The organism is Lonsdalea iberica (assembly GCF_002111585.1).
Lineage (GTDB): Bacteria > Pseudomonadota > Gammaproteobacteria > Enterobacterales > Enterobacteriaceae > Lonsdalea > Lonsdalea iberica.
On the sequence record NZ_LUTP01000037.1, the window covers coordinates 1 to 19,115 of the forward strand.

Below are 19,115 nucleotides of genomic sequence, written 5' to 3' on the forward strand. Positions count from 1 at the left end.
CGACGTTTTTGTACAAAAATGCATCAATCACATGAAACATCTAATTTTATACTTTTATCAAAAATGAGAAGTGGGACATGACTGAGCATGTGAAGAACCGAATACATATTGAACACCTCTTCTTTTTTATTTTCACAGAACCACTGAACCACTGAACAAAGTTATATATTTTCGCCACAGGACAGGAATGCAGCGGTTAGATTTTACGCATGTCTCAGACACCAGGGAATAAGCACTGCCGGGATACCTGCCATTCAGGAAATGGGCAGTGATCAGATTGACTAATGCGTTGAGAAAGTTTGTTCTATTGCTCAGGTTATAATGTGATTCGGCTCGATGCCCTCATGACTAACAGGAGGGCATAAGCCTGAAAGCTCTCTGTACATGCTGATAGGTTACCCGTCACCAGAAATTCAACCGACGCAACCAGTTTGCCCTCATCCGAAAATCCACCAGTCAGTGCCGACTTCTCTACCAACAGTGGATTCGTATCGCTATATTCCTGGACCAGGAGAACTTCATTGTCCCAGCCCCTGTCACTCACCGCCGCATTGACCCAGCCCTGTGATTTAAGATTTTCAATTAAAATTTTCGTTTCATCCGGTGCGTCAATCGAGGATAAAAAGAAGTATGACATTAAAGTAAAAAATAAAAATATAGGCGTACTCAGGGAACGATAAATATCATCTTTCAAAGAACAAAGTTCACAAAACGGTATTTATACGCCCTGCATTAGGAAATAGTAGACAGATTCCATACTTCAAATTTACCAGAAATTTTGAAACCAGATTTCTTGTAAATATTCAGTCCGTCAGGAGATGCCTGCAGCACGCAAATTTTTGCCTGTTTTTCCTGTGCTAACTGCAAAGCACGGTGAAACATCTCGCTACCAAAGCCTTGCCTACGCCATTTTTCCGGAGTCGCAATATCAAATATTCCTGCAACATTATCTTTTAAATACAGGGTAGCCGTCGACACAGGCACCCCATCCAGGTACCCTACCAACTGAATAAGATGTTCATCCAGACGAGTACAATGTTCACCTGCTGCGTGATAAATTGCACGGATATTTTCTGCTTCAACAGGATTACCCGGCTCGAATATAGCTGATAAAACCTGTCCAAAATCCCGAAAACGCACCGGACTATCACAATATTTGATGCAAGATAATACTTTTTTCGTACAAGCTGATATCGGTGCAGTCAGAGGAAAATACATTCCTACATCATTTTCTTCATGACACCAGCCTGCCTGTTTCAATAACTCTGCAATAACCGCCGTGGGTTCAGCAAACCACCACGCTGCTGGCATATTTCTTTGACTATAATATTGGGTAATACGCGTGATATCTTCCTGTGATGCCGGCGTTCCAAAAACGGTATTAAAGGTATCAGATCGTTTACCACAGTCGATATACTGAAGTCCGTTAAGGTAACGTACCTGCATATCCGGCAACTGCCGAGCTAAAAAGGAAAATTTTTCAGAAATATTATCTGACATATAAAGACTGACATTCGTTTCATTGATGTCAATCATATTTTTCTCTGTATTTTTAATAATCATATTGTGCATATATATTTTTACCTATCGTTGAGTTGGATGAATTTATTAATTACTTCAAACCGAAGTCAAGACTTCACAGATAATATTAATTACATTTTCTGATTGCTGGTGACGATAAAAACCATTTCCTTTATGAGGGTAAAAGGCGATGTTATTTCCGCTGAAAAATCGCCTCCATCCGTCAATCATCTTTTGTGTGATCAAATAATCCTCCGTTCCCCATAAAATATGGATTGGGGTCCGCAAAGGTTCTGATATCGGGCTGACATACTTTTCACACAAGCCAATATCCTGGCGTAATGTGGCTAAGAAGGGGTATAACAGTTCTGGCTGCTCAAGCAAGAAAGTCTCTGTCCCTCCCGTGCCTGTCATCTCCCGGATAAATTGTTTATCACTCAGACCAGTAAGGCTCCGGATAATCGGTTCATCAGGTGCCATGCAACCCGAAATAAAGAGAGCATAAGCAGGAGTATCCCAGTAACCTTCCATTTTACGCGCCAGCTCAAATGCAATCGGCCCCCCTTGCTGTGACCAAAAAATATTATCTTCGACTGTCGTCATCCCGGTAAGTCACGGAGGTATTTCTGCATGCTCCCCGTCGCTGGTCCCTGATGAATTGATGTGTTTTGCCGTTTTTAGGTGAGTATCAACGGAGAGCGTCATCCCGCTGCTCAAGGTTATCTCCTTCTCACTGAAGTCCGTCATCATCTCGTATAAAGACATCTTCAGCTGTTCCGCCATGATTTCAGCACATTTTGAAGAGGAGGGACGAAGGCCTATAAGCGATAGCAGAACGTCGACCAGTCGTGAAAAGGGAGACAGGTGTGCACGCCGGTTTGATTCGATGAGATCGGCGACGGGTCTGAAGGTTGAATGAGCCACGGAGATTTCCATTCATTATTCCTCACATTATCACTGTATTACCCCGCCCCTAAGTGAATACCGGGTACGTGGAGACTCAGCCTGACTGAGCGAGATTTAGAAAAAATGAGCGATGTCCTGATCACGCGCCTTTTCTTCCTGTCCTCACGAGCATCACTTAACCGCCCCTAAGAGCCGCCTACGCGCGAGTAAAACCACGCACGATCCCCCTTTTGACTTAGCCATGCGCTTTGTTCACAGATTAATGGGCCAACGTTCGAAAAAGCAGGGGGCAAATACCCGATATCATGGGGCGAGTGAATGACATGCCGATGTCCCCCATCCGCTCGACGCGGAAAAAAGTTTCTCCCATAGGGCGCAGGCGTGCCCTGACGTGTTATGACAGGGATCGCGCATGTCGGAAAGGCGCTCTCCCTCAGTTTCTCATGGGGCGTATTGTCTCTGCGGGTGGCTCACGTTCTTTTCTGTTTCCGAGGCCCTGCGCTCTCGTTGTTTATTCATTTCATCCCCTCACCCCCCTCGCTCGTTTTCCCCGTGTGGCGTGCGATACATGAAGCCATTTCCACGGTGCTGACAGGCGAAAAGTTCGGGCGCAAAACGATAGCGCGAATCCTGCATTCATGTTTTCATACTCATCCTGACTTTTTCTTACCTTCTATTACATGCCACTTACGCTATGGATGGGTGGTCCACGTCTGGGGATCAGAGTTTGAAAGTGATGCATTTAAAAAAAGCTACCGTTCTCGCCATGATTGTCTCCCTAACTTCCAGCTGTTCCAGCCTGCACAATATGGGTCAGTCCTACGGTACGGCCATCGGCTGTATCGGTGGCGCAGCGTTGGGCGGCGGTTTGACCTATCTCGCCACACGCAACGCGCAAAAAGCCGTCGCGGGCGGCATCATCGGGGGGATAGCAGGCTGTGCCGCCGGCAATGTCTGGCAAAACAGAGAAAAGGCGCTGGCGCAGATCGCCGCAGATGAAAAAATTGCGATCATGACACAAACGCTAAAAACCGATCGGTCATCCGGCGATGACACGGTAGGGATCGTCGCGCAGGTGGAAGATAGCGCCATGTTCCCTACGGGGAGCGCGGATCTGACGCCCGACGGGCTGCGCCAGGTGAACAAGCTTGCCGCCGCGATGACGACAGGAGAAGGCAAGGATTCCGAACTGTTGCTGGTTGTCGGTCATACCGACGCCACCGGCAGCGCCAGCCTGAATCAGCGGTTATCCGAGGAGCGTGCGCGCAACGTCGGTCGCGTACTGAAACAGGCGGGCATCAGCGCCAACCGCCTGTATTTTCAGGGCGCCGGGTCGTCACGGCCTATCGCGGACAACGAGACGGACAAAGGACGCGCGGCCAACCGCCGGGTGGAATTGGTCGGACTCAAGAACGAAGCCCTGCTGAAACAACGTTTACAGCAGGAGGGCAATAACCCCCGTTACCTGGAACACGGCACGGCCAGTACGTCGACCGCCGTAGCGAAGCGTCCATCCGCCAGCGCGAAAAGCGCCCCCCACAAGGCAGAACCTGCCGTATCTCCCCCCTCGGCGCCATCAGCCCCGCGGCCAGCGAAAGCGATTGAAAGCAAAAATTACGTCGATTTCGGCGGTGACGCGGTCGATGCCGATCTGCCGAGTCTCGCGGCCAATCTGAAACCTCAGCATCGTGGCTTTAGCCTGATCGGGGAAGCCCATGCCAGCGTAGTCGCCAAAAGCTGCATCGCCGACACGGTACGCGTCAGCGGCGAAGCCAGGAATCTGGCCAGCGGCAAACCGATCGACGTCCATGAAACGCGAGAATATTTGCCGGGGATGAACGGCCGCGCCTGGGCCGGGCTAGTGAACGGCCATCTGGTCACGCTGTCTCCGGTGCGCGTATTGCGGGAAAACGCCAGCGTGACGGAGGATCCCAAGGTTTATGTCACGCGCAACTACACAAATAACAACCGTAAAGCCGATGCGCCGCTGAAGGCAGTCGCAAACGCATGGGAAGGCGAAGACAACATTCTCTATCGCGTTTACCTTCAGGACGGTCAGCAGCAAAACCTGTCCTGCATCGATCTGCTGGTCGCGAAAGACAAGCCTAAAAGTCAGCAGGGCCAACTGTTCTACTTCGGCAACGGCGACAACAAAGAATATATGGCGGCCTACACGCCAGCACGCAGCTAATTTAAGGATAATGATATGGAGTTATTGCAGACTATCGCCGAGGCCATTGCGACCTACGGCTACATTTTCTGGCCACTACTCGGGTTGATGGCGCTCACGCTGGTGGTGATCCGTTGGTGGAGCAATGTCAGCTACTTTTTCCTCAATCTGGCCGCCAGCTTTCCGCTTATCGGCCATATCGCTCGCCTGTCGCGCAGCCACGAGCCCCGTCGGCCTGGCACCGGCAAGAAAGCGTGGTATCCCTCGGAAGAAGCCCTGTGCGCCAAATATTACGCCTATCACCAAACCACCAGCCGCGACGCGAGCTTTTATCGTCGCTGCGTCGATTATCTCGATAAAGTCGAGGAGCGCGGACGCAAACCCACCGGCATCGTTCTGTGGTTGTGCAGTATCGCGCTGGTGATTCTGGAAGCCTTTATTTTTGCGCTGGTACTGTCGCCCTTCATCGCCAACAACATCTCCGCCAATCAGGCCGAGTTTTCCGCGCTGGTCATCTCGGTCCTGATCGGGGTGATTCTGGTGCCGGCCACCCATCTGATGGGGGCGGAACTGCATAAAAACACGCTGCTGAAAAAAATCCGCTACTGGCACTCCGAAGCGCGCCATAACAGCACTGCCAAAGCCCTGATGAGCAGCCACCGGATCACGCTGGAAAATAGCCGCGACGACGATAACGAACCGAACTATATCCAGATCCTGAACCGCATCAATCACAGCGTACAGGTTAAGCCGCAATACTGGTGCACCTTCGTCGCGTTGGTCCTGATCACCACGTTCGCTTTTGGCGCCTATTTTATTCGCGCCTCCACGATTAATGCGATGGAGACCCAGGCCGTCAACGCCTCGCCGTTCAGTCAGAGCGGCGCAGAAAGCGGTGGTTCACCGTTCGAGCTGCCTGCCGCCGCGGTCGAGGACAACCATGCCGCCGACAAACAGGCCGTCGCCGAAGTCGCCAGCAATCGCGTTTTCGCCTCGAAGCTGACCTTCATCATCCTTTCTGTGATTTTTGTGGGCGTGCAGTTGATAGGGATCCTCATCGGGATTTTCCGCTCGTTCGCGGGCATCGACTCCGCCAAGGCCGCCAAATATATCGGTAACTTCAGCGGTTCGGATGAGTTCGCCGCCTACCATGCCGCCCGCCGCGAGCGCGTGGAACGCGATGCTCAACAGAAGCTCGCCACCTTGCAAAACCGGCTCATGATGCAGCGGCAAAACGGCCGCAGCGAACCACTGTCTCAAATGCCGACCTTCGATGACTACGTGCACGGCAAGCAGTCCGATCGCGAAAACAACCGACAAACTCCGCCGCAAGAGCAAGCCCCGATGACAACGCCGCGGACTGCGTCGGTCGCTGCCTCGCCGGCTCCGGAAACCGTCAGCCACGTGGAGACGGCAACGCCTTACGCCTCGCCCGCCGCCCAAGCCGCAGCCGCAGCCGACCGCGACGAAAAAGCACAAATTGAAGCCCTCGGAGACCTGACAACGCTGAGCGAAGAAGAGCTGGCGCAGGTGGCGAAAGCATTAGCGTTGTCTCTGGATGCGCTGGTGAGCCGCCAACGCGTCCAAGCCATTCTGAATAAAGCGCGCGCATAGAAGAGAACAAGGAAATTGTCATGAAACATTGTCTTGCCCTGCTGCTCTTAGGGATCAGCGCCGTGGCTTCCGCCGCGCCGCGTAACGATATTCCCAGTTGCTATGACTATGCGCACATGGCGCAGTATCGCCCGGCGGAAACGGGCCGGGAGCTGGTTATCATCGTCGACCAGACGGTCACGGTCCCGCTCGAACTGAAAAAATCCACCTGGAATCAGGTGCTGCGTTTCGTGCAGCCGGGCGATCGTGTCTTGCTGTACCAGTTCTCAGCGCTGCTGCAAGACAATTACATGAAGCGGGTATTCGACGGACGGCTGGAAATGCCGTTCATCGATAAAAAGACGCGTAATAGCATCGGGATGGACAGCCTTAAAGCGCTGGATGCTTGTCTGGTTCAGCAACAGCAGTTCTTCGCCAATACCCTCGGCGGACACATGGCCGCAAGCTTCGCGGAGAGCCAAACCCGTATTGCCAAAAGCGAAATTCTCGATAGCCTCAAGCATATCGCCGGCGATCTGCAACACAGCGCGTCTTCGCAGACCACGATTTTGCTGATTTCGGACATGCTGGAAAACAGCGATTTCGATAGTTTCTATCGCCAGCAGGCCATCAGAGAACTCTCACCGCAGGATGAGCTACAGCGCGTAACCCGGCAAGGGCTGCTGGCGGACTTTGGCGGCGCCAACGTCTATGTCGCGGGCGCCGGCCTGATCGATGTCCATGCGAAAAACAGTTATCGCTCAGGAAAAGTCTTGCAGCAGCTGAAAACCTTCTGGCAAAACTATTTTGAGGCGTCGAATGCCAAACTGGTCGCCTTCGGCACGCCGGAACTCACGGTGGATTTGCGCTAACCGCCATACTCAAAGGCGGCGGTGTCCTCCCACTGCCGCCTTTTCTTCCTCCCCAACGCGGTATCATTTATCCCGACGATAAATTATGCTTTTCACTACCGCTTTCTCGTGACTCCCCTTAACCACTAAAAAAACGCTATGACGCCATCTTCCGATACCGCAGTAAAAAACCCGGCCGGACCCGCTTCGGTGGCCGCCGTATTACGTTCCCCCTCAGCACTCACCCGTGAATGTCTGGCCGGGGTGATTACCGCACTCGCCCTGATCCCCGAGGTCATCTCGTTTTCCGTCATCGCCGGCGTGGACCCGAACGTGAGTCTCATCGCCTCCGTCGTGCTGTGCCTCACGCTCTCCGTGCTGGGCGGACGTCCTGCGATGGTGACCGCCGCCGCCGGTTCGGTCGCGCTGGTCATCGGCCCGATGGTGCATGCTCACGGCGTGGGTTATATCCTGCCCGCCGTCGTTCTGGCAGGGATCATTCAGATTGTGTTTGGGCTTGTCGGCCTGTCGCGCATGATGCGCTATATTCCGCGCTCGGTGATGCTTGGCTTCGTCAACGCGCTGGGGATACTGATTTTCGCGGCGCAGGTGCCGCACGTGCTGGGCCAGTCGCCCGCCGTCTGGGGGTTATTCGCCGCGACGATCGCGATAGTCGTCCTACTGCCTTATTTGCTCAAAAGCGTGCCGTCGCCGCTGATGGCGGTCGTCGTCGTCACCGCCATCGCCCTGCTGGCCGGGCTGCACGTTCCGACTGTCGGCGACGCGGGACCGATGCTGGCGGGACTGCCGGGGTTCACCCAACTGACCAAGCCGCTGAATCTGGAAACGCTGTCCATCATTTGGCCAACGGCGCTCAGCGTGGCGTTTGTCGGGCTGATGGAGTCGCTGCTGACGGCCAAAATGGTAGACGACATTACCGATACGCACTCCAGTAAACAGCGCGAATGCTGGGGGCTGGGCATCGGCAATATTTTCGCGGGCTTTTACGGCGGGATTGCAGGCTGCGCAATGATCGGGCAGACCGTCGTCAACGTCGAGATGGGTAAGGCCCGTAGCCGGGTTTCCACCGTGGCGGCGGGGCTGGTTTTGCTGATCCTGGTGACAAGCTTAAGTCACATCATGGCGCAGATCCCGATGGTGGCGCTGGCCGGTATCATGATGATCGTCGCGTTGAAAACGGTGAACTGGCACAGTTTGCAGCCCGCGACGCTGCGGCGAATGCCGCTGTCCGAAACGCTGATCATGATCGTCACCGTAATGGCCACGGTATGGACCGGCAATCTGGCGATTGGCGTCGCGGGCGGCGTCATCTTCGCCATTCTGCTGTTCGCCCGTCGCGTCGCTCACGTCATCGATGCCGAGCGGGAAGTCAGCCCGGACGGAAAGTCAGTGTGTTACCGCGTGAAAGGCCCGCTGTTTTTCGGCAGCAGTAACGATCTGTTCGAACATTTCCAGTACGCTGAAGATCCGCAGCAGGTGACCATCGATCTCACTCTCGCACAAATCTGGGACGCGTCCAGCGTGGCCGCCTTGGACGCCATCGAAAACCGCTATCAGCGCTACGACACCCGCGTGTCGATCATCGGGTTGGACGCCCATAGCACCCACATGCATCAGCGTTTGTCCGGCCACCTGTAAGCAACCCGGCCGGCTCAAGAGGCATGGCGCTGGTGCGCCTGCTCCAGCGCATGCCTGACATTATCCAGACAGTGATTTTTGTCGCCGTATTTCTCCTGAATACGGCGGCATCGCTCACGCATGTTTTCATCGGTCATCACCCGAGCGAGATCGTCAGAAAACGTCTCCGGTAGGCGGCTTTTGGCCTGAATGCCACAACCTAACTGTTCCACCCGGTGGGCGTTGTCAAACTGATCGAACGCGCTGGGGAAAATCAGCTGCGGAATGCTTTGGTAAAAACAGTGCGAGAGGGTGCCGATGCCGCCATGATGTACCGCCGCGACGCAGTGACGCAGGCAGGCCGTCAGATCGACCTCCTTTTTGACTAAAACGCCCGGCCGCACGGGGACATCCTCCGGATTCACCCCTACGACCAGACACTGCCGCCCCTGGCGTGTGACTTCGGCGATAACGGCATTAATGAAATATTCATCAAACTGTAGCGACCAGCCGGGAGAAAACAACACCGTTTCACGTTCAAGAAAGCGGCCTAGCTCTTCGTCGACGGGGGCATTCTCCGCTTCAAACAAGGGCAGCCCCACAAGGTTGGCATTGCGCGGCCAATCTGGCTGTGGATGGGCGAACCACTCGGGAAAAAGACAGATCAGACCGTCGGGAGACGTATGAACCCACTGCGACAGGATCCGTTTGACGGGGGCCAGGCCCACTCGGGATCTGAGCGCGTTGACCTCGGCGCAGAACCGTTTATCGAGCACCTTTGTTTCAAATAGTGAGACCACCGCTTTGCGCAGCGTCATCGGAAGCTTATTCGCCAGCGCCAGTTTTCCGTGCTGCGGCAGGCTGTAGCACGACAAAAACGTCGATGGCCCCACGCGTACCGGAAGAGTGCAGCATCCTTTCTGCTCTCCCAGTATTTTGGCGGAAAAAGACCAGAGCGACGAGAGTAGTACGGAGGAACTGTCGACAACGCGCGCCAACTGCTGATACATCTCATCCTGCTGTTTCAGCATGTAGCGGCACAGGGTGTCCAAGGCCGTTTTTTTGTCCCACAGCGCCCTTGAATGCACCCCAGAGATATATTCCTGAGTTGAACCTACGCTAATAAAATTTAACCCGCGAGACTCAGCCAAATCTTTAAAATAAGGGTTGGTACACAGGAATACCTTATGACCACGTCTGGCCATGTGCTCGCCAATCAAGATAAAGGGAAATACATCGCCCGACGATCCAAGGGTCGCCAAAAACAAATTCATACTAACTCCTGTTGGCTAATAAAAATCTCTTCGAATATCGACTTCACCCCCAAAGCAGCCGCTTTACTCTCCAGGTCAAGAAAGTGACCGGCATCCTTCAAAGTATAGAACCGAGCATCATCGAGATATTTACCCAGAGTTTTAACCTCCTTAATAGTTGTGTACTCATCCTTTTCACCATTAATAAATATGACCGGAATTGATATCTTACTAATAAATTTTTCGTAATCGTAATCCCTCAGCGTCAGGATCTGATCCAGATGAAAACACGCCTGCCTATATTCATGCTCATCTAAATTAGCCACATGTCGAAAATTGGTTTTCTTGAATAATCTGGGCAGGTATTTCCCTACCTCGTCGTTCAATAAATTGGCTAGCAGTTCGAACTCGCCCTGATGTACATAATCACGGGCTTTAAGTATATAACGTTCCATTTTTTCATTGATCGTCATCGAGAAGGCTCCGACAACCGCCATCTCCAGGATACCAGTGTCTTGTGACGCTGCCATTAGCGCCCCCAACCCGCCCCAGGAGACGGACATGATGATCTGGGGCCGATAACGCCTGATCAGGAAGTTGATGATATCCACTTCCTGCTCTTTCGTGATGATATCCAGTGAATCATTTAACGGCTTGGATTTACCTGCGAAAGGGAAATCGAAAAGTATCGTATTAACCTTCCCTTTTAGGTGTTTTACCCAAATAAGAAACGAAGACGACGTGGCCAAAGCCCCATTGATGAAAATGGCCGTTTTTAACTCAGGGTTGTATATATTCTTATCTACGTGAATTTTATAACCCTTATAAATAACGATCTCACTTTCCGACGCCATAGTTTTCTCCTTGCTATGTGTGCAAATTATGTCGATGAAATTATTGTTTTGAATAGGTAATGTAACGGTTATATTTTAATAATATACAATACTATTTTTAAATATGCGCTAGTCATGACAAAATAATTTAATATACGGGCATAGCAAATGAGACCCATTAAAATATATTACCAAGAATAAATCATTTTATAAAAAAATAAGTTAGCTAATAAACGGGGTTATTAGCTAATACATTCCTCAGAAATATCCCTCTTTTATTCGGCTAGGCGACGTGAAATAAACATGTTATTCGAGTAGGAGAAAGAGCGAAAATAGATTAGCTTTAACTGGCTTTTTCTTATCGCGGGGTCGATTAACAGTCATAGAAAAACATTGTATCTTTGCCGAGCCAAAAGCAGTGGCAAGCGACGAATTAACCCTCCCGTCGTCGTCACTCATGACCGCTTAGCGGGAGAGCGCAAAAACGAGGCAAAACGACAAGCGCTCGATCTGAGCCACCGATTCATCACGACGTAACACCTCTCCTGTGACGTCTCGATCAAGGGGAAGTAAGGCCGCGTAAAAAGGAGGTCAGGCATAGAATAATCGGCAGAGCGTTACCGTCATCGGCACAGTGAAAAAATTCCGTCACACGTACTAATGTTACCGTTAGCTGCGGAGGCTTGACATTAATTAATCATGATAATAATTTGCGTGCGATTTAATGAGTGAAATAACAGGATTTGAGTTATTTAAAGGAGGGGTTTTAATAACTAAAATTGGAACACGATGATAAATATAGGGTAAATGTCATCCCTGACAGTTTTGTTATTAGAGTAAGATTTTTATTATTAAAACAGCCAGGGAGTGCCTGATTTTTTTAACTCAAAGAATCAGTTGTAATTAATGACCATAAACTTCAGGCCGGGTTGGAGCATTGTCGTTTTCACATCACCAATATTCTGCGGCAAAATATTGGACTGAGATTGGTTATTTACCTGAATTGACTGGTTTTTCCCGTTACGAAAACAGCTAACCGCGATATGCTGGGCCTCTGGGGCCGCTTCGCAGGGAGATTCAACAATCGCCCCGGTAAAATGAATCACACCGCCTGCGGCGAATGTTTTTGGCAAAACCAGTATAAAAAGAACGGGTAATGCGATTTTGAAAAAAGAATTAATGCGTTTCATGATGTAATCCCTATTTGTGTTGGCGAGCTTATATAAACGGTTTCATATAATAAAACTTTAGTGAATGGATGAGTTATTTTCGGAATTATACGGGTATTTACACATTACTAACACCAATTGGTGTAATTGGTAAGCAAGTATATTGATTCATTTCCACAAAATACGGCACTTATCCTAAAAACCTATAAAAAATAGCACTTGAAAATACAAATAAAACTAACGGCAAAATATTTAAAAAATAAAATCAGGGCATGTTTTTTAAAAATTAACGTCGCAGTTATAACAACAGCTCGTTGATAGAAGAAAAAGAAGCAACGTAGCCTTTCCCTCATGGGCTCGATAAAAATCTCACCGCAGGCTATGCCCTTTGCCACGCATAAACGCGCCTGTAAGAGGCGATTAAATGTTTAATGGATACACCCTGGCCGATGCAGGTCATCACCGGTCAGCACGCCTGTATCGCTGCTTCTGTCCAGGATAATTCGGTTCGGCAAAATTTCATCCGTTTGTCCCCTATTCTTTTCTGTTCCCTTTTACTGCCCCCCACTCCTCCGTTCTTGATTTCATGAGTCAATGTACCGATAAACGAGAGATCGGTTTTTGGAGTCAGCGATACCGCCCTCGGCGTTAAAACATGCTCTAACGCGTTATAAGGCGAGAACAGATGTTGTTCAATGCAAAAGGCGAGAGAAACGATGGCGGCCTCAGAGGCCCGTTTTGGTCGTTCGGGTAGAGGGATAAAAACAGGATAGTAGCCCAAGACTCAACGCGAGTTTGCAACCCAGTGACGCGCCTATTCAGCCATGTCTCCAAGCCCTTTTCAGACGCGTTAAACCCTAATAACCAACGCAACTGAAGATCTCGCCGCACGCTGGAAACAGACGAAAAAAAACCGCTCAGCAAAGCCGAGCGGTTTTCCAGACACAGACACAGTCACAACAAGGGAGATTTATTGACGGCGCCCCAGCGCCGTATTGGCGATTACGCCGACTGCGTTCTAATCAGATAATCAAACGCGCTCAGCGAGGCTTTCGCCCCTTCGCCGGTGGCAATGATAATCTGCTTGTAAGGCACCGTAGTGCAGTCGCCAGCCGCAAAAACGCCTTTAACGCTGGTTTCGCATTTCGCGTCGATCTCAATTTCGCCGATGCGGTTTCTCGCTACCGTCCCTTCCAGCCATTGGGTGTTCGGCAGCAGACCGATCTGCACGAAGATCCCTTCCAGAGCCAGCTCGTGCTCAGTTTCGCTGACGCGATCTTTATAAGACAATCCGGTCACTTTCTGGCCGTCGCCTTTCACTTCCGTCGTCTGCGCATTAACAATAATGTCGACGTTCGGCAGGCTGCGGACTTTATCTTGCAGCACGGAGTCTGCTTTCAGCTCCGGAGCAAATTCCAGCAGCGTGACGTGTTTGACCACGCCAGCGAGATCGATGGCCGCTTCAACGCCGGAGTTACCGCCGCCAATGACCGCGACGTGCTTGCCTTTAAACAGCGGGCCGTCGCAGTGCGGGCAGTAGGTGACTCCACGGGTGCGGTACTGGTCTTCGCCCGGCACATTCATGTTTCTCCAGCGAGCGCCGGTAGAGATGATGACCGTGCGGGACTTCAATACCGCGCCGGAGGCGGTTTCAATCTGGTGCGGCATGCCCGGTTCAGCGGCTGGGATCAGCGCCGTCGCGGTCTGCGCGTCGATCACGTCCACATTGTAGTCGTCTACGTGGCTCTTCAGCGCGGTCGCCAGCTTGGCGCCCTCTGTTTTCGGCACGGAGATGTAGTTTTCAATGTCGACAGTATCCAGAACCTGGCCGCCGAAACGTTCGCCCATCAGACCGGTGCGGATGCCTTTACGCGCAGAGTAAACCGCGGACGCCGCCCCGGCAGGACCGCTGCCGATGATCAAGACGTCGTAGACCGAACGCTGATTCAGCTGTTCAACCTGCTTGGCGCTGGCGCCGGTATCGATCTTATTGACGATTTCGCTCAGGGTCATACGACCTTGACTGAAGTGTTCCCCGTTCAGGAACACGGTGGGTACGCCCATGACGTTACGGCTTTCGATTTCGTCCTGGAACACACCGCCATCAATCGCGCAGTGGGTGATGTTCGAGTTCAGCACTGACATCAGGTTCAGCGCCTGAACAACGTCTGGGCAGTTGTGGCATGACAGCGAGTAGTAAGTTTCGAAATGGAACTCGCCATCCAGACCACGAATCTGATCAAGTAATTCCTGAGCTTCTTTAGACGGGTGTCCGCCGACCTGTAACAGCGCCAGCACCAACGAAGTAAATTCGTGGCCCATCGGGACGCCGGCGAATCGAGGACCGCTCTGAGAACCTGGATGAGTAATAAGGAAAGAGGGTTTACGCACTGGCAGATCGTTGTTTTCAGTGAAGCTGACCTGTGAGGATAATCCTGCGATCTCAGTCAGCAATTCTCTGACTTCAGAAGATTTTGCTGAGTCATCCAGCGTCGCGACTAACTCAACAGGTTTGGTTAATTTTTCCAGATAGGCTTTTAACTGGACTTTCATTGTATTGTCGAGCATTGATTATCCCTCAGTGCGAAAAAAATCGGGTGCTATGCACCCGATAAAAGTATCAATCGATGATTAGCGAAAGCAGGCTTAGATTTTGCCGACCAGGTCCAGAGACGGAGCCAGAGTCGCTTCACCTTCTTTCCATTTGGCAGGGCAAACTTCACCCGGGTGAGCGGCAACGTACTGAGCAGCTTTCACTTTGCGCAGCAGGTCGGAAGCGTCACGGCCGATGCCTTCAGCGGTGATCTCAACCGCCTGGATGATGCCCTGCGGGTCAACGATGAAGGTACCACGGTCAGCCAGGCCTTCAGCTTCACGCAGGTTTTCGAAGTTACGGCTCAGCTGGCCAGTCGGGTCGCCGATCATGGTGTATTTGATCTTGCCGATGGTGTCTGAGCTGCCGTGCCATGCTTTGTGGGTAAAGTGGGTATCGGTAGACACAGAGTAGATTTCTACGCCACGCTCCTGGAATTCGTCGTAGTAATCAGCCACGTCGCCCAGTTCGGTCGGGCAGACAAACGTAAAGTCAGCCGGATAAAAGAAGAACACACTCCACTTACCTTCAATGTCTTTTTCAGTAACTTCGATGAACTCACCGTTTTTGAAAGCCGTGTTTTTGAATGGTTTAACTTTGGTGTTAATTACTGACATCACTTTATCCTCATGCGTGTTGGTATGCGGCTAAAGTACAGAAGTGCGTCGTGATGAGCTAATGCGTTGTCGTTATCGAATCAATAAGCGATACCTTGCATGATAACGATAGGGGGTGTGGGAAATACACTAGGAGTGCAGAATACCGCGCCGAACCGAGGCACACAGCCTCTTCGACACGGTATTGTTTATCGACAATGTCTTCGCTGTGGCGAGACGTTCAGCTTATGATTTCGCCAGTTCAGTGGTGCGTTTAACTGCGGCCAGCACGCTACGCTGCAGTCCGGCGGCAAAGTCGCTGTTGTTCAACGCATGTAGGCCATGCATACCAACGCCTGCCGGCGAGTTGTTGATATCCAGCAGCTGTCGCGGATGTTTGCCGCTGATGTTGAGCATCGCGACCGCACCGACCAGATTCTCATAGGCGACCTGCGTCGCCTGTTGCCGCGGCAGTCCGGCCAATACCCCGGCATCGACCAGCGACTCGACGAAATAATAGACGTAATTGGGGCCAGCCACGCCAAAGCCGGTAAAAACATCCAACAGCCGCTCTTCCAGCACCATGACTTTACCGAAACTTTCCAAAAACGCCCGTAGCGGCGCCTCTTCGACCCGATCATTCAACACCGCGCCGCTATAGCCATACCCGGTATCGGTCAATGTGTTCGGGATGACCCGCGCGATGGGACGCGTTTCACCCAGCTGTTCGGTCAGCGTCGCCAGCGTGACGCCCGCGATGATGGACACCACTGTCGCCTCGGGGGCCGCATACTGACGAATGCGCGCAGACACCGCCGCAATGTCATCCTGCGGGCGAACGCCCATTACAATGTAGTCAGCGTTTTTTAGCGCGTCGTCCTCGCTCAGAGTCGACGTCAGCTGATAACGCTCTGTAAGTGTCAAAATTCGTGAGGCGTCGATATCTTCCAGCGTCACGGTATCGTGCGCCAGCTTACCGCTGTTTAACGCCGCCCGAATAATGGCTTCCGCCATCTGCCCTGCCCCGATAAAGTGAATTTGACTCATGATTTTCCCCTGAAATTGATGTAACGGATTCTGTTAGATGAATGCGCACACCGCCTGCGGCGGCACCCAACGCCCTCGGTCGACCGCAGATACTGCGCGCGGAAAAAACGCTAAATCCCGCTATCGTCGTCCAACGGTCGATAACGCGGCATATTCGTACGGTCATTGGTTTGTTCAGTCAGCAGCCGTTTTCTTAACGCGATCTCGCCGTTTGAGGCATGTCGCATTCTCGGCACAGCGATCCCAGCGTCAGAGACACTGGCCCTCAATAACGCTAAAGATCCTCGGTTTTCTCTCAATCACTATTTCAGCGCCGTGACAGTGAGGCTCTGGAATAAAGAAAAAAGCGCTACGTTTTATTTTTTTCATCTATAAGCCTCCAGAGCCCGTTATTCACAATGGCCCCGAATGGGTTATTTGATACGGTCCCGTTTGCCGAAATAAATACGCGCCAGCCCTTCTTTTGTCACGGCAATAGCATGATCGGCGCTGAGCGAAACATGTTTATCCATTAACGCCACGCCGCGTTCAATATCGCGCCGACGCATTGCATCGATAATATCGATATGTTCATCGTACGCATTATTACGACGGCAGGGCGTTTCCAAATCAATTCGGCGGAAAAAGCGGATGAGGGAGTTTAAACTTTCCAGCGTTTCATATAATCGGCTATTGTGCGTAATGCGAGCTATCGCCAGATGAAAAGCCTCATCGTCCTCAGCCACTTTCGTCCAATCCGAGATGGTTTCCGGGTCGGGAAGCGTCCGACAACTCTCCTCCCAAATTGCCGCCGTTTGTTCGATCTCCTCGTCGCTGGCCCGCTGGCAAGCCAGGCGGAATGCGGCCTGTTCAACAATGGCGCGCATCTCGTAAAGGTCGTGTACACCTTCTGGCGTAATGTCTCGTGAGTAAAAACCGCGGTTAGGTACGAAGCTCATGAAGCCATCCTGCGCCAAACGATTCAGCGCCTCGCGAACCGGCGTGCGGGACACGCCGAGACGCGCAGCCAGCTCAACTTCGTTTATTCTTTCGCCCGGCTTGAAGTGATAATCAATCGCCAGCGCCTTCACTGCTTCATATACTTTTTCCACACTGTCTGCGCTGCGCACTGTTTTCGAACTCACCGGCACGTTATTTCCTCTTGAAAGCCGACACGGGATTGGCGCGGGATTTAATATGATGGATGACCGTATTCTGCGGGATGAGCGCCCTATTATAAGTACGGCGTAAATGAACTTAATTAAATTGATAACACGCCTGAATTCATAACACAACGACGATGTGCATACACCTCTCCACACACCTTAAACCGAGAATGAAAATACAATCCCAACCTTGTTAATAACAAGAATCAGAAAATAAGGCGATAATGATAAAACAGTGAAAACTTTGCACAGTGGTGAATCCAAATGCACCAACCTGAAGCAATTTCGTACAAAAATAGCGGGTTTATTCCATCTATTTATTATCTATTCGTATTCCGTATAAATAATAAAAGTCACGCTTTCAGACTTCGCCTGTATCACGTTATTGCTTGTTATTGCTGTAAATATTAGTCGGCCGAAAGAAATATTAACGCGCGCCGTTTCCACTAAAGACCATTTTTTGACCAACATGGCATAGCCATTGCTCCAGCGTTTCTGGCAAAGTGTATTCACTTCATCATTCACTTTGCCATTCACTGGGTGAAGCCCCGGAATGCGGGGGTTTCCGCCCTGACGGCGACAGTCTGAACGATTAATAATAACGCCAGAATGAAGCCCACAACCGCTCCGCCTTATTGATGATTCCGACCAGGAGAAACAGGTATGACCGTGCATTTTCGTCAGGCTCTTTTAGCTTCAGCGCTGCTCGGCGGCGCTCTTTTCGGCGCTATCCGGCCCGCACAGGCGGATGTGACCGTCGGCGCCATTCTGCCGCTGACCGGCGTTAGCGCTACTATCGGCGAAGACATGCGCCGGGGGATTGAATTAGCCGTGGAACAGGTTAACGCGCACGGCGGCGTCAACGGCCAGAAGCTAGCCGTGATGATCGAAGACTCCGCGGGTAGCCCGGTCACCGCGCTCGATGCCGTACGCAAACTAACGCAGGTCAACAACGTACCGTTGGTCGCCGGGGAGTTCTCGTCCAGCGTAACCATTCCCGTTGGGCAATACCTGGTCAAAAATCAGCGCGTTCATATCAACATCACATCCTCCAGCACCGACATGCGCAACGTCGGGAAATACTCCTACAGCGTCATCGGCCTTGCCGACCTGGCGACGCGATTCTCGGCCAAAGACGTTTATGGGATGGGCTACCGCAAAGTGGCGTTCGTCGCGCCCAACGGCGCCTATGGCCAAAGCATGTTCGATCAGTTCAACAAAGATTTTCAGGCGCTGGGCGGCAAAGTCGTCGCCAAAATGCTCTACACCGGCGGCCAATCTTCCTACCGCCGCGAGCTCAGCCAGCTCTCCCGCGTCAAGCCTGACGCCTACGTCTACACCACCTATGGTCAGGATGCGGTAGTGCTCAACCGTGAATCCTACGAGCTGGGATTGAACAAAATGCCGTGGTACGGCATGTATCTGACCATGAGCACCGCCAACACGCCGGCAGAGTACATCGAAGGCCGTGTGGGGATGGAAGTCGCGGGTACTGGCGATCAGGGACAGGGTTACATTGACCGGTTTAAGCAGCGCTATGGCACCGCGCCGCAGTCCGCCTACAGTAGCTATGCCTACGACAGCATCACGCTGGCCGCCGCCGCGATCAACAAAGCGGGCAGCACCGACCCGGCAGCGTTGCAGGCAGCCATGCAGAGCATCGCGCCGCATTTCGACGGCGTGACCGGACCGCTTAATCTGGGCACCGACAATCAGCGCCAGACCCAGCCATATAAAAAGGTCAAAATCGTTAACGGAATTCAGGAACTGCGCTAAACGGCGGCGGGCGTTCGCGCCCCG

Annotated in this window: 17 protein-coding genes; 5 read left to right on the forward strand and 12 right to left on the reverse strand. The window is 51.9% G+C overall.

Annotated features, from left to right (window positions below; translation table 11 throughout):
- Positions 1–316: 316 nt before the first annotated feature.
- Genes AU511_RS13020 through AU511_RS13035 form a run of 4 tightly spaced genes read right to left on the reverse strand, consistent with a single transcriptional unit; the run spans position 317 to position 2,457 of the window.
- Positions 317–694 (reverse strand): DUF2913 family protein, encoded by a 378-nt coding sequence (locus AU511_RS13020; RefSeq protein WP_240503834.1) that lies wholly within the window; start codon positions 692–694, stop codon positions 317–319.
- A 38-nt stretch (positions 695–732) separates the two neighbouring features.
- A complete protein-coding gene (locus AU511_RS13025; RefSeq protein ID WP_094109945.1) occupies positions 733–1,572 on the reverse strand; it encodes a GNAT family N-acetyltransferase in 840 nt (279 codons plus the stop codon).
- A 45-nt stretch (positions 1,573–1,617) separates the two neighbouring features.
- Positions 1,618–2,124, reverse strand: a complete 507-nt coding sequence (locus tag AU511_RS13030; protein WP_094109946.1) for a thioesterase II family protein — start codon at positions 2,122–2,124, stop codon at positions 1,618–1,620.
- Positions 2,125–2,133: 9 nt separating this feature from the next.
- The gene (locus tag AU511_RS13035; protein WP_094109947.1) at positions 2,134–2,457 is read right to left on the reverse strand and encodes a hypothetical protein; all 324 of its coding nucleotides are present in this window, start codon (positions 2,455–2,457) and stop codon (positions 2,134–2,136) included.
- Between the two features lie 706 nt (positions 2,458–3,163).
- Here AU511_RS13035 and AU511_RS13040 point away from each other — a divergent pair.
- From AU511_RS13040 to AU511_RS13055, 4 genes are all read left to right on the forward strand, one after another.
- Entirely contained in the window at positions 3,164–4,618 is a 1,455-nt protein-coding gene (locus AU511_RS13040; RefSeq protein ID WP_240503835.1) for an OmpA family protein, read from the forward strand.
- A gap of 15 nt (positions 4,619–4,633) precedes the next feature.
- On the forward strand, positions 4,634–6,211 hold the full coding sequence (locus tag AU511_RS13045; protein WP_094109949.1) for a hypothetical protein: 1,578 nt from the start codon (positions 4,634–4,636) through the stop codon (positions 6,209–6,211).
- A gap of 20 nt (positions 6,212–6,231) precedes the next feature.
- Positions 6,232–7,062 carry a hypothetical protein gene (locus AU511_RS13050; RefSeq protein WP_094109950.1) on the forward strand — a complete coding sequence of 277 codons (831 nt, stop codon included), beginning with the start codon at positions 6,232–6,234 and terminating at the stop codon, positions 7,060–7,062.
- Positions 7,063–7,200: 138 nt separating this feature from the next.
- A complete protein-coding gene (locus AU511_RS13055) occupies positions 7,201–8,700 on the forward strand; it encodes a SulP family inorganic anion transporter (protein WP_094109951.1) in 1,500 nt (499 codons plus the stop codon).
- A gap of 14 nt (positions 8,701–8,714) precedes the next feature.
- On the opposite strand, the gene AU511_RS13060 is transcribed toward AU511_RS13055, so the two are convergent.
- The 8 genes from AU511_RS13060 to AU511_RS17280 all read right to left on the reverse strand — a co-directional run bounded on the left by AU511_RS13060 (position 8,715) and on the right by AU511_RS17280 (position 17,990).
- Positions 8,715–9,953 carry a nucleotide disphospho-sugar-binding domain-containing protein gene (locus tag AU511_RS13060; RefSeq protein WP_094109952.1) on the reverse strand — a complete coding sequence of 413 codons (1,239 nt, stop codon included), beginning with the start codon at positions 9,951–9,953 and terminating at the stop codon, positions 8,715–8,717.
- The gene (locus AU511_RS13065; RefSeq protein ID WP_094109953.1) at positions 9,950–10,786 is read right to left on the reverse strand and encodes an alpha/beta fold hydrolase; all 837 of its coding nucleotides are present in this window, start codon (positions 10,784–10,786) and stop codon (positions 9,950–9,952) included. Before AU511_RS13065 ends, AU511_RS13060 begins: the two co-directional genes overlap by 4 nt.
- Before the next feature lie 872 nt (positions 10,787–11,658).
- On the reverse strand, positions 11,659–11,955 hold the full coding sequence (locus AU511_RS13070; RefSeq protein ID WP_094100589.1) for a type 1 fimbrial protein: 297 nt from the start codon (positions 11,953–11,955) through the stop codon (positions 11,659–11,661).
- A 981-nt stretch (positions 11,956–12,936) separates the two neighbouring features.
- Positions 12,937–14,502 (reverse strand): alkyl hydroperoxide reductase subunit F, encoded by a 1,566-nt coding sequence (ahpF, locus tag AU511_RS13075; RefSeq protein ID WP_094100590.1) that lies wholly within the window; start codon positions 14,500–14,502, stop codon positions 12,937–12,939.
- Positions 14,503–14,580: 78 nt separating this feature from the next.
- Positions 14,581–15,144: an alkyl hydroperoxide reductase subunit C gene (ahpC, locus tag AU511_RS13080; RefSeq protein WP_026742014.1), complete on the reverse strand. Its 564-nt coding sequence runs from the start codon at positions 15,142–15,144 to the stop codon at positions 14,581–14,583.
- Positions 15,145–15,369: 225 nt separating this feature from the next.
- A complete protein-coding gene (locus AU511_RS13085) occupies positions 15,370–16,170 on the reverse strand; it encodes a pyrroline-5-carboxylate reductase family protein (RefSeq protein WP_094109954.1) in 801 nt (266 codons plus the stop codon).
- Positions 16,171–16,583: 413 nt separating this feature from the next.
- Entirely contained in the window at positions 16,584–17,294 is a 711-nt protein-coding gene (locus AU511_RS13090) for a GntR family transcriptional regulator (protein WP_240503836.1), read from the reverse strand.
- A gap of 345 nt (positions 17,295–17,639) precedes the next feature.
- The gene (locus AU511_RS17280) at positions 17,640–17,990 is read right to left on the reverse strand and encodes a hypothetical protein (RefSeq protein ID WP_139829379.1); all 351 of its coding nucleotides are present in this window, start codon (positions 17,988–17,990) and stop codon (positions 17,640–17,642) included.
- Between AU511_RS17280 and AU511_RS13095 the strand changes: the two genes are divergently transcribed.
- Positions 17,979–19,091 carry an ABC transporter substrate-binding protein gene (locus AU511_RS13095; RefSeq protein ID WP_094109955.1) on the forward strand — a complete coding sequence of 371 codons (1,113 nt, stop codon included), beginning with the start codon at positions 17,979–17,981 and terminating at the stop codon, positions 19,089–19,091. The genes AU511_RS17280 and AU511_RS13095 overlap by 12 nt on opposite strands.
- Positions 19,092–19,115: the final 24 nt, after the last annotated feature.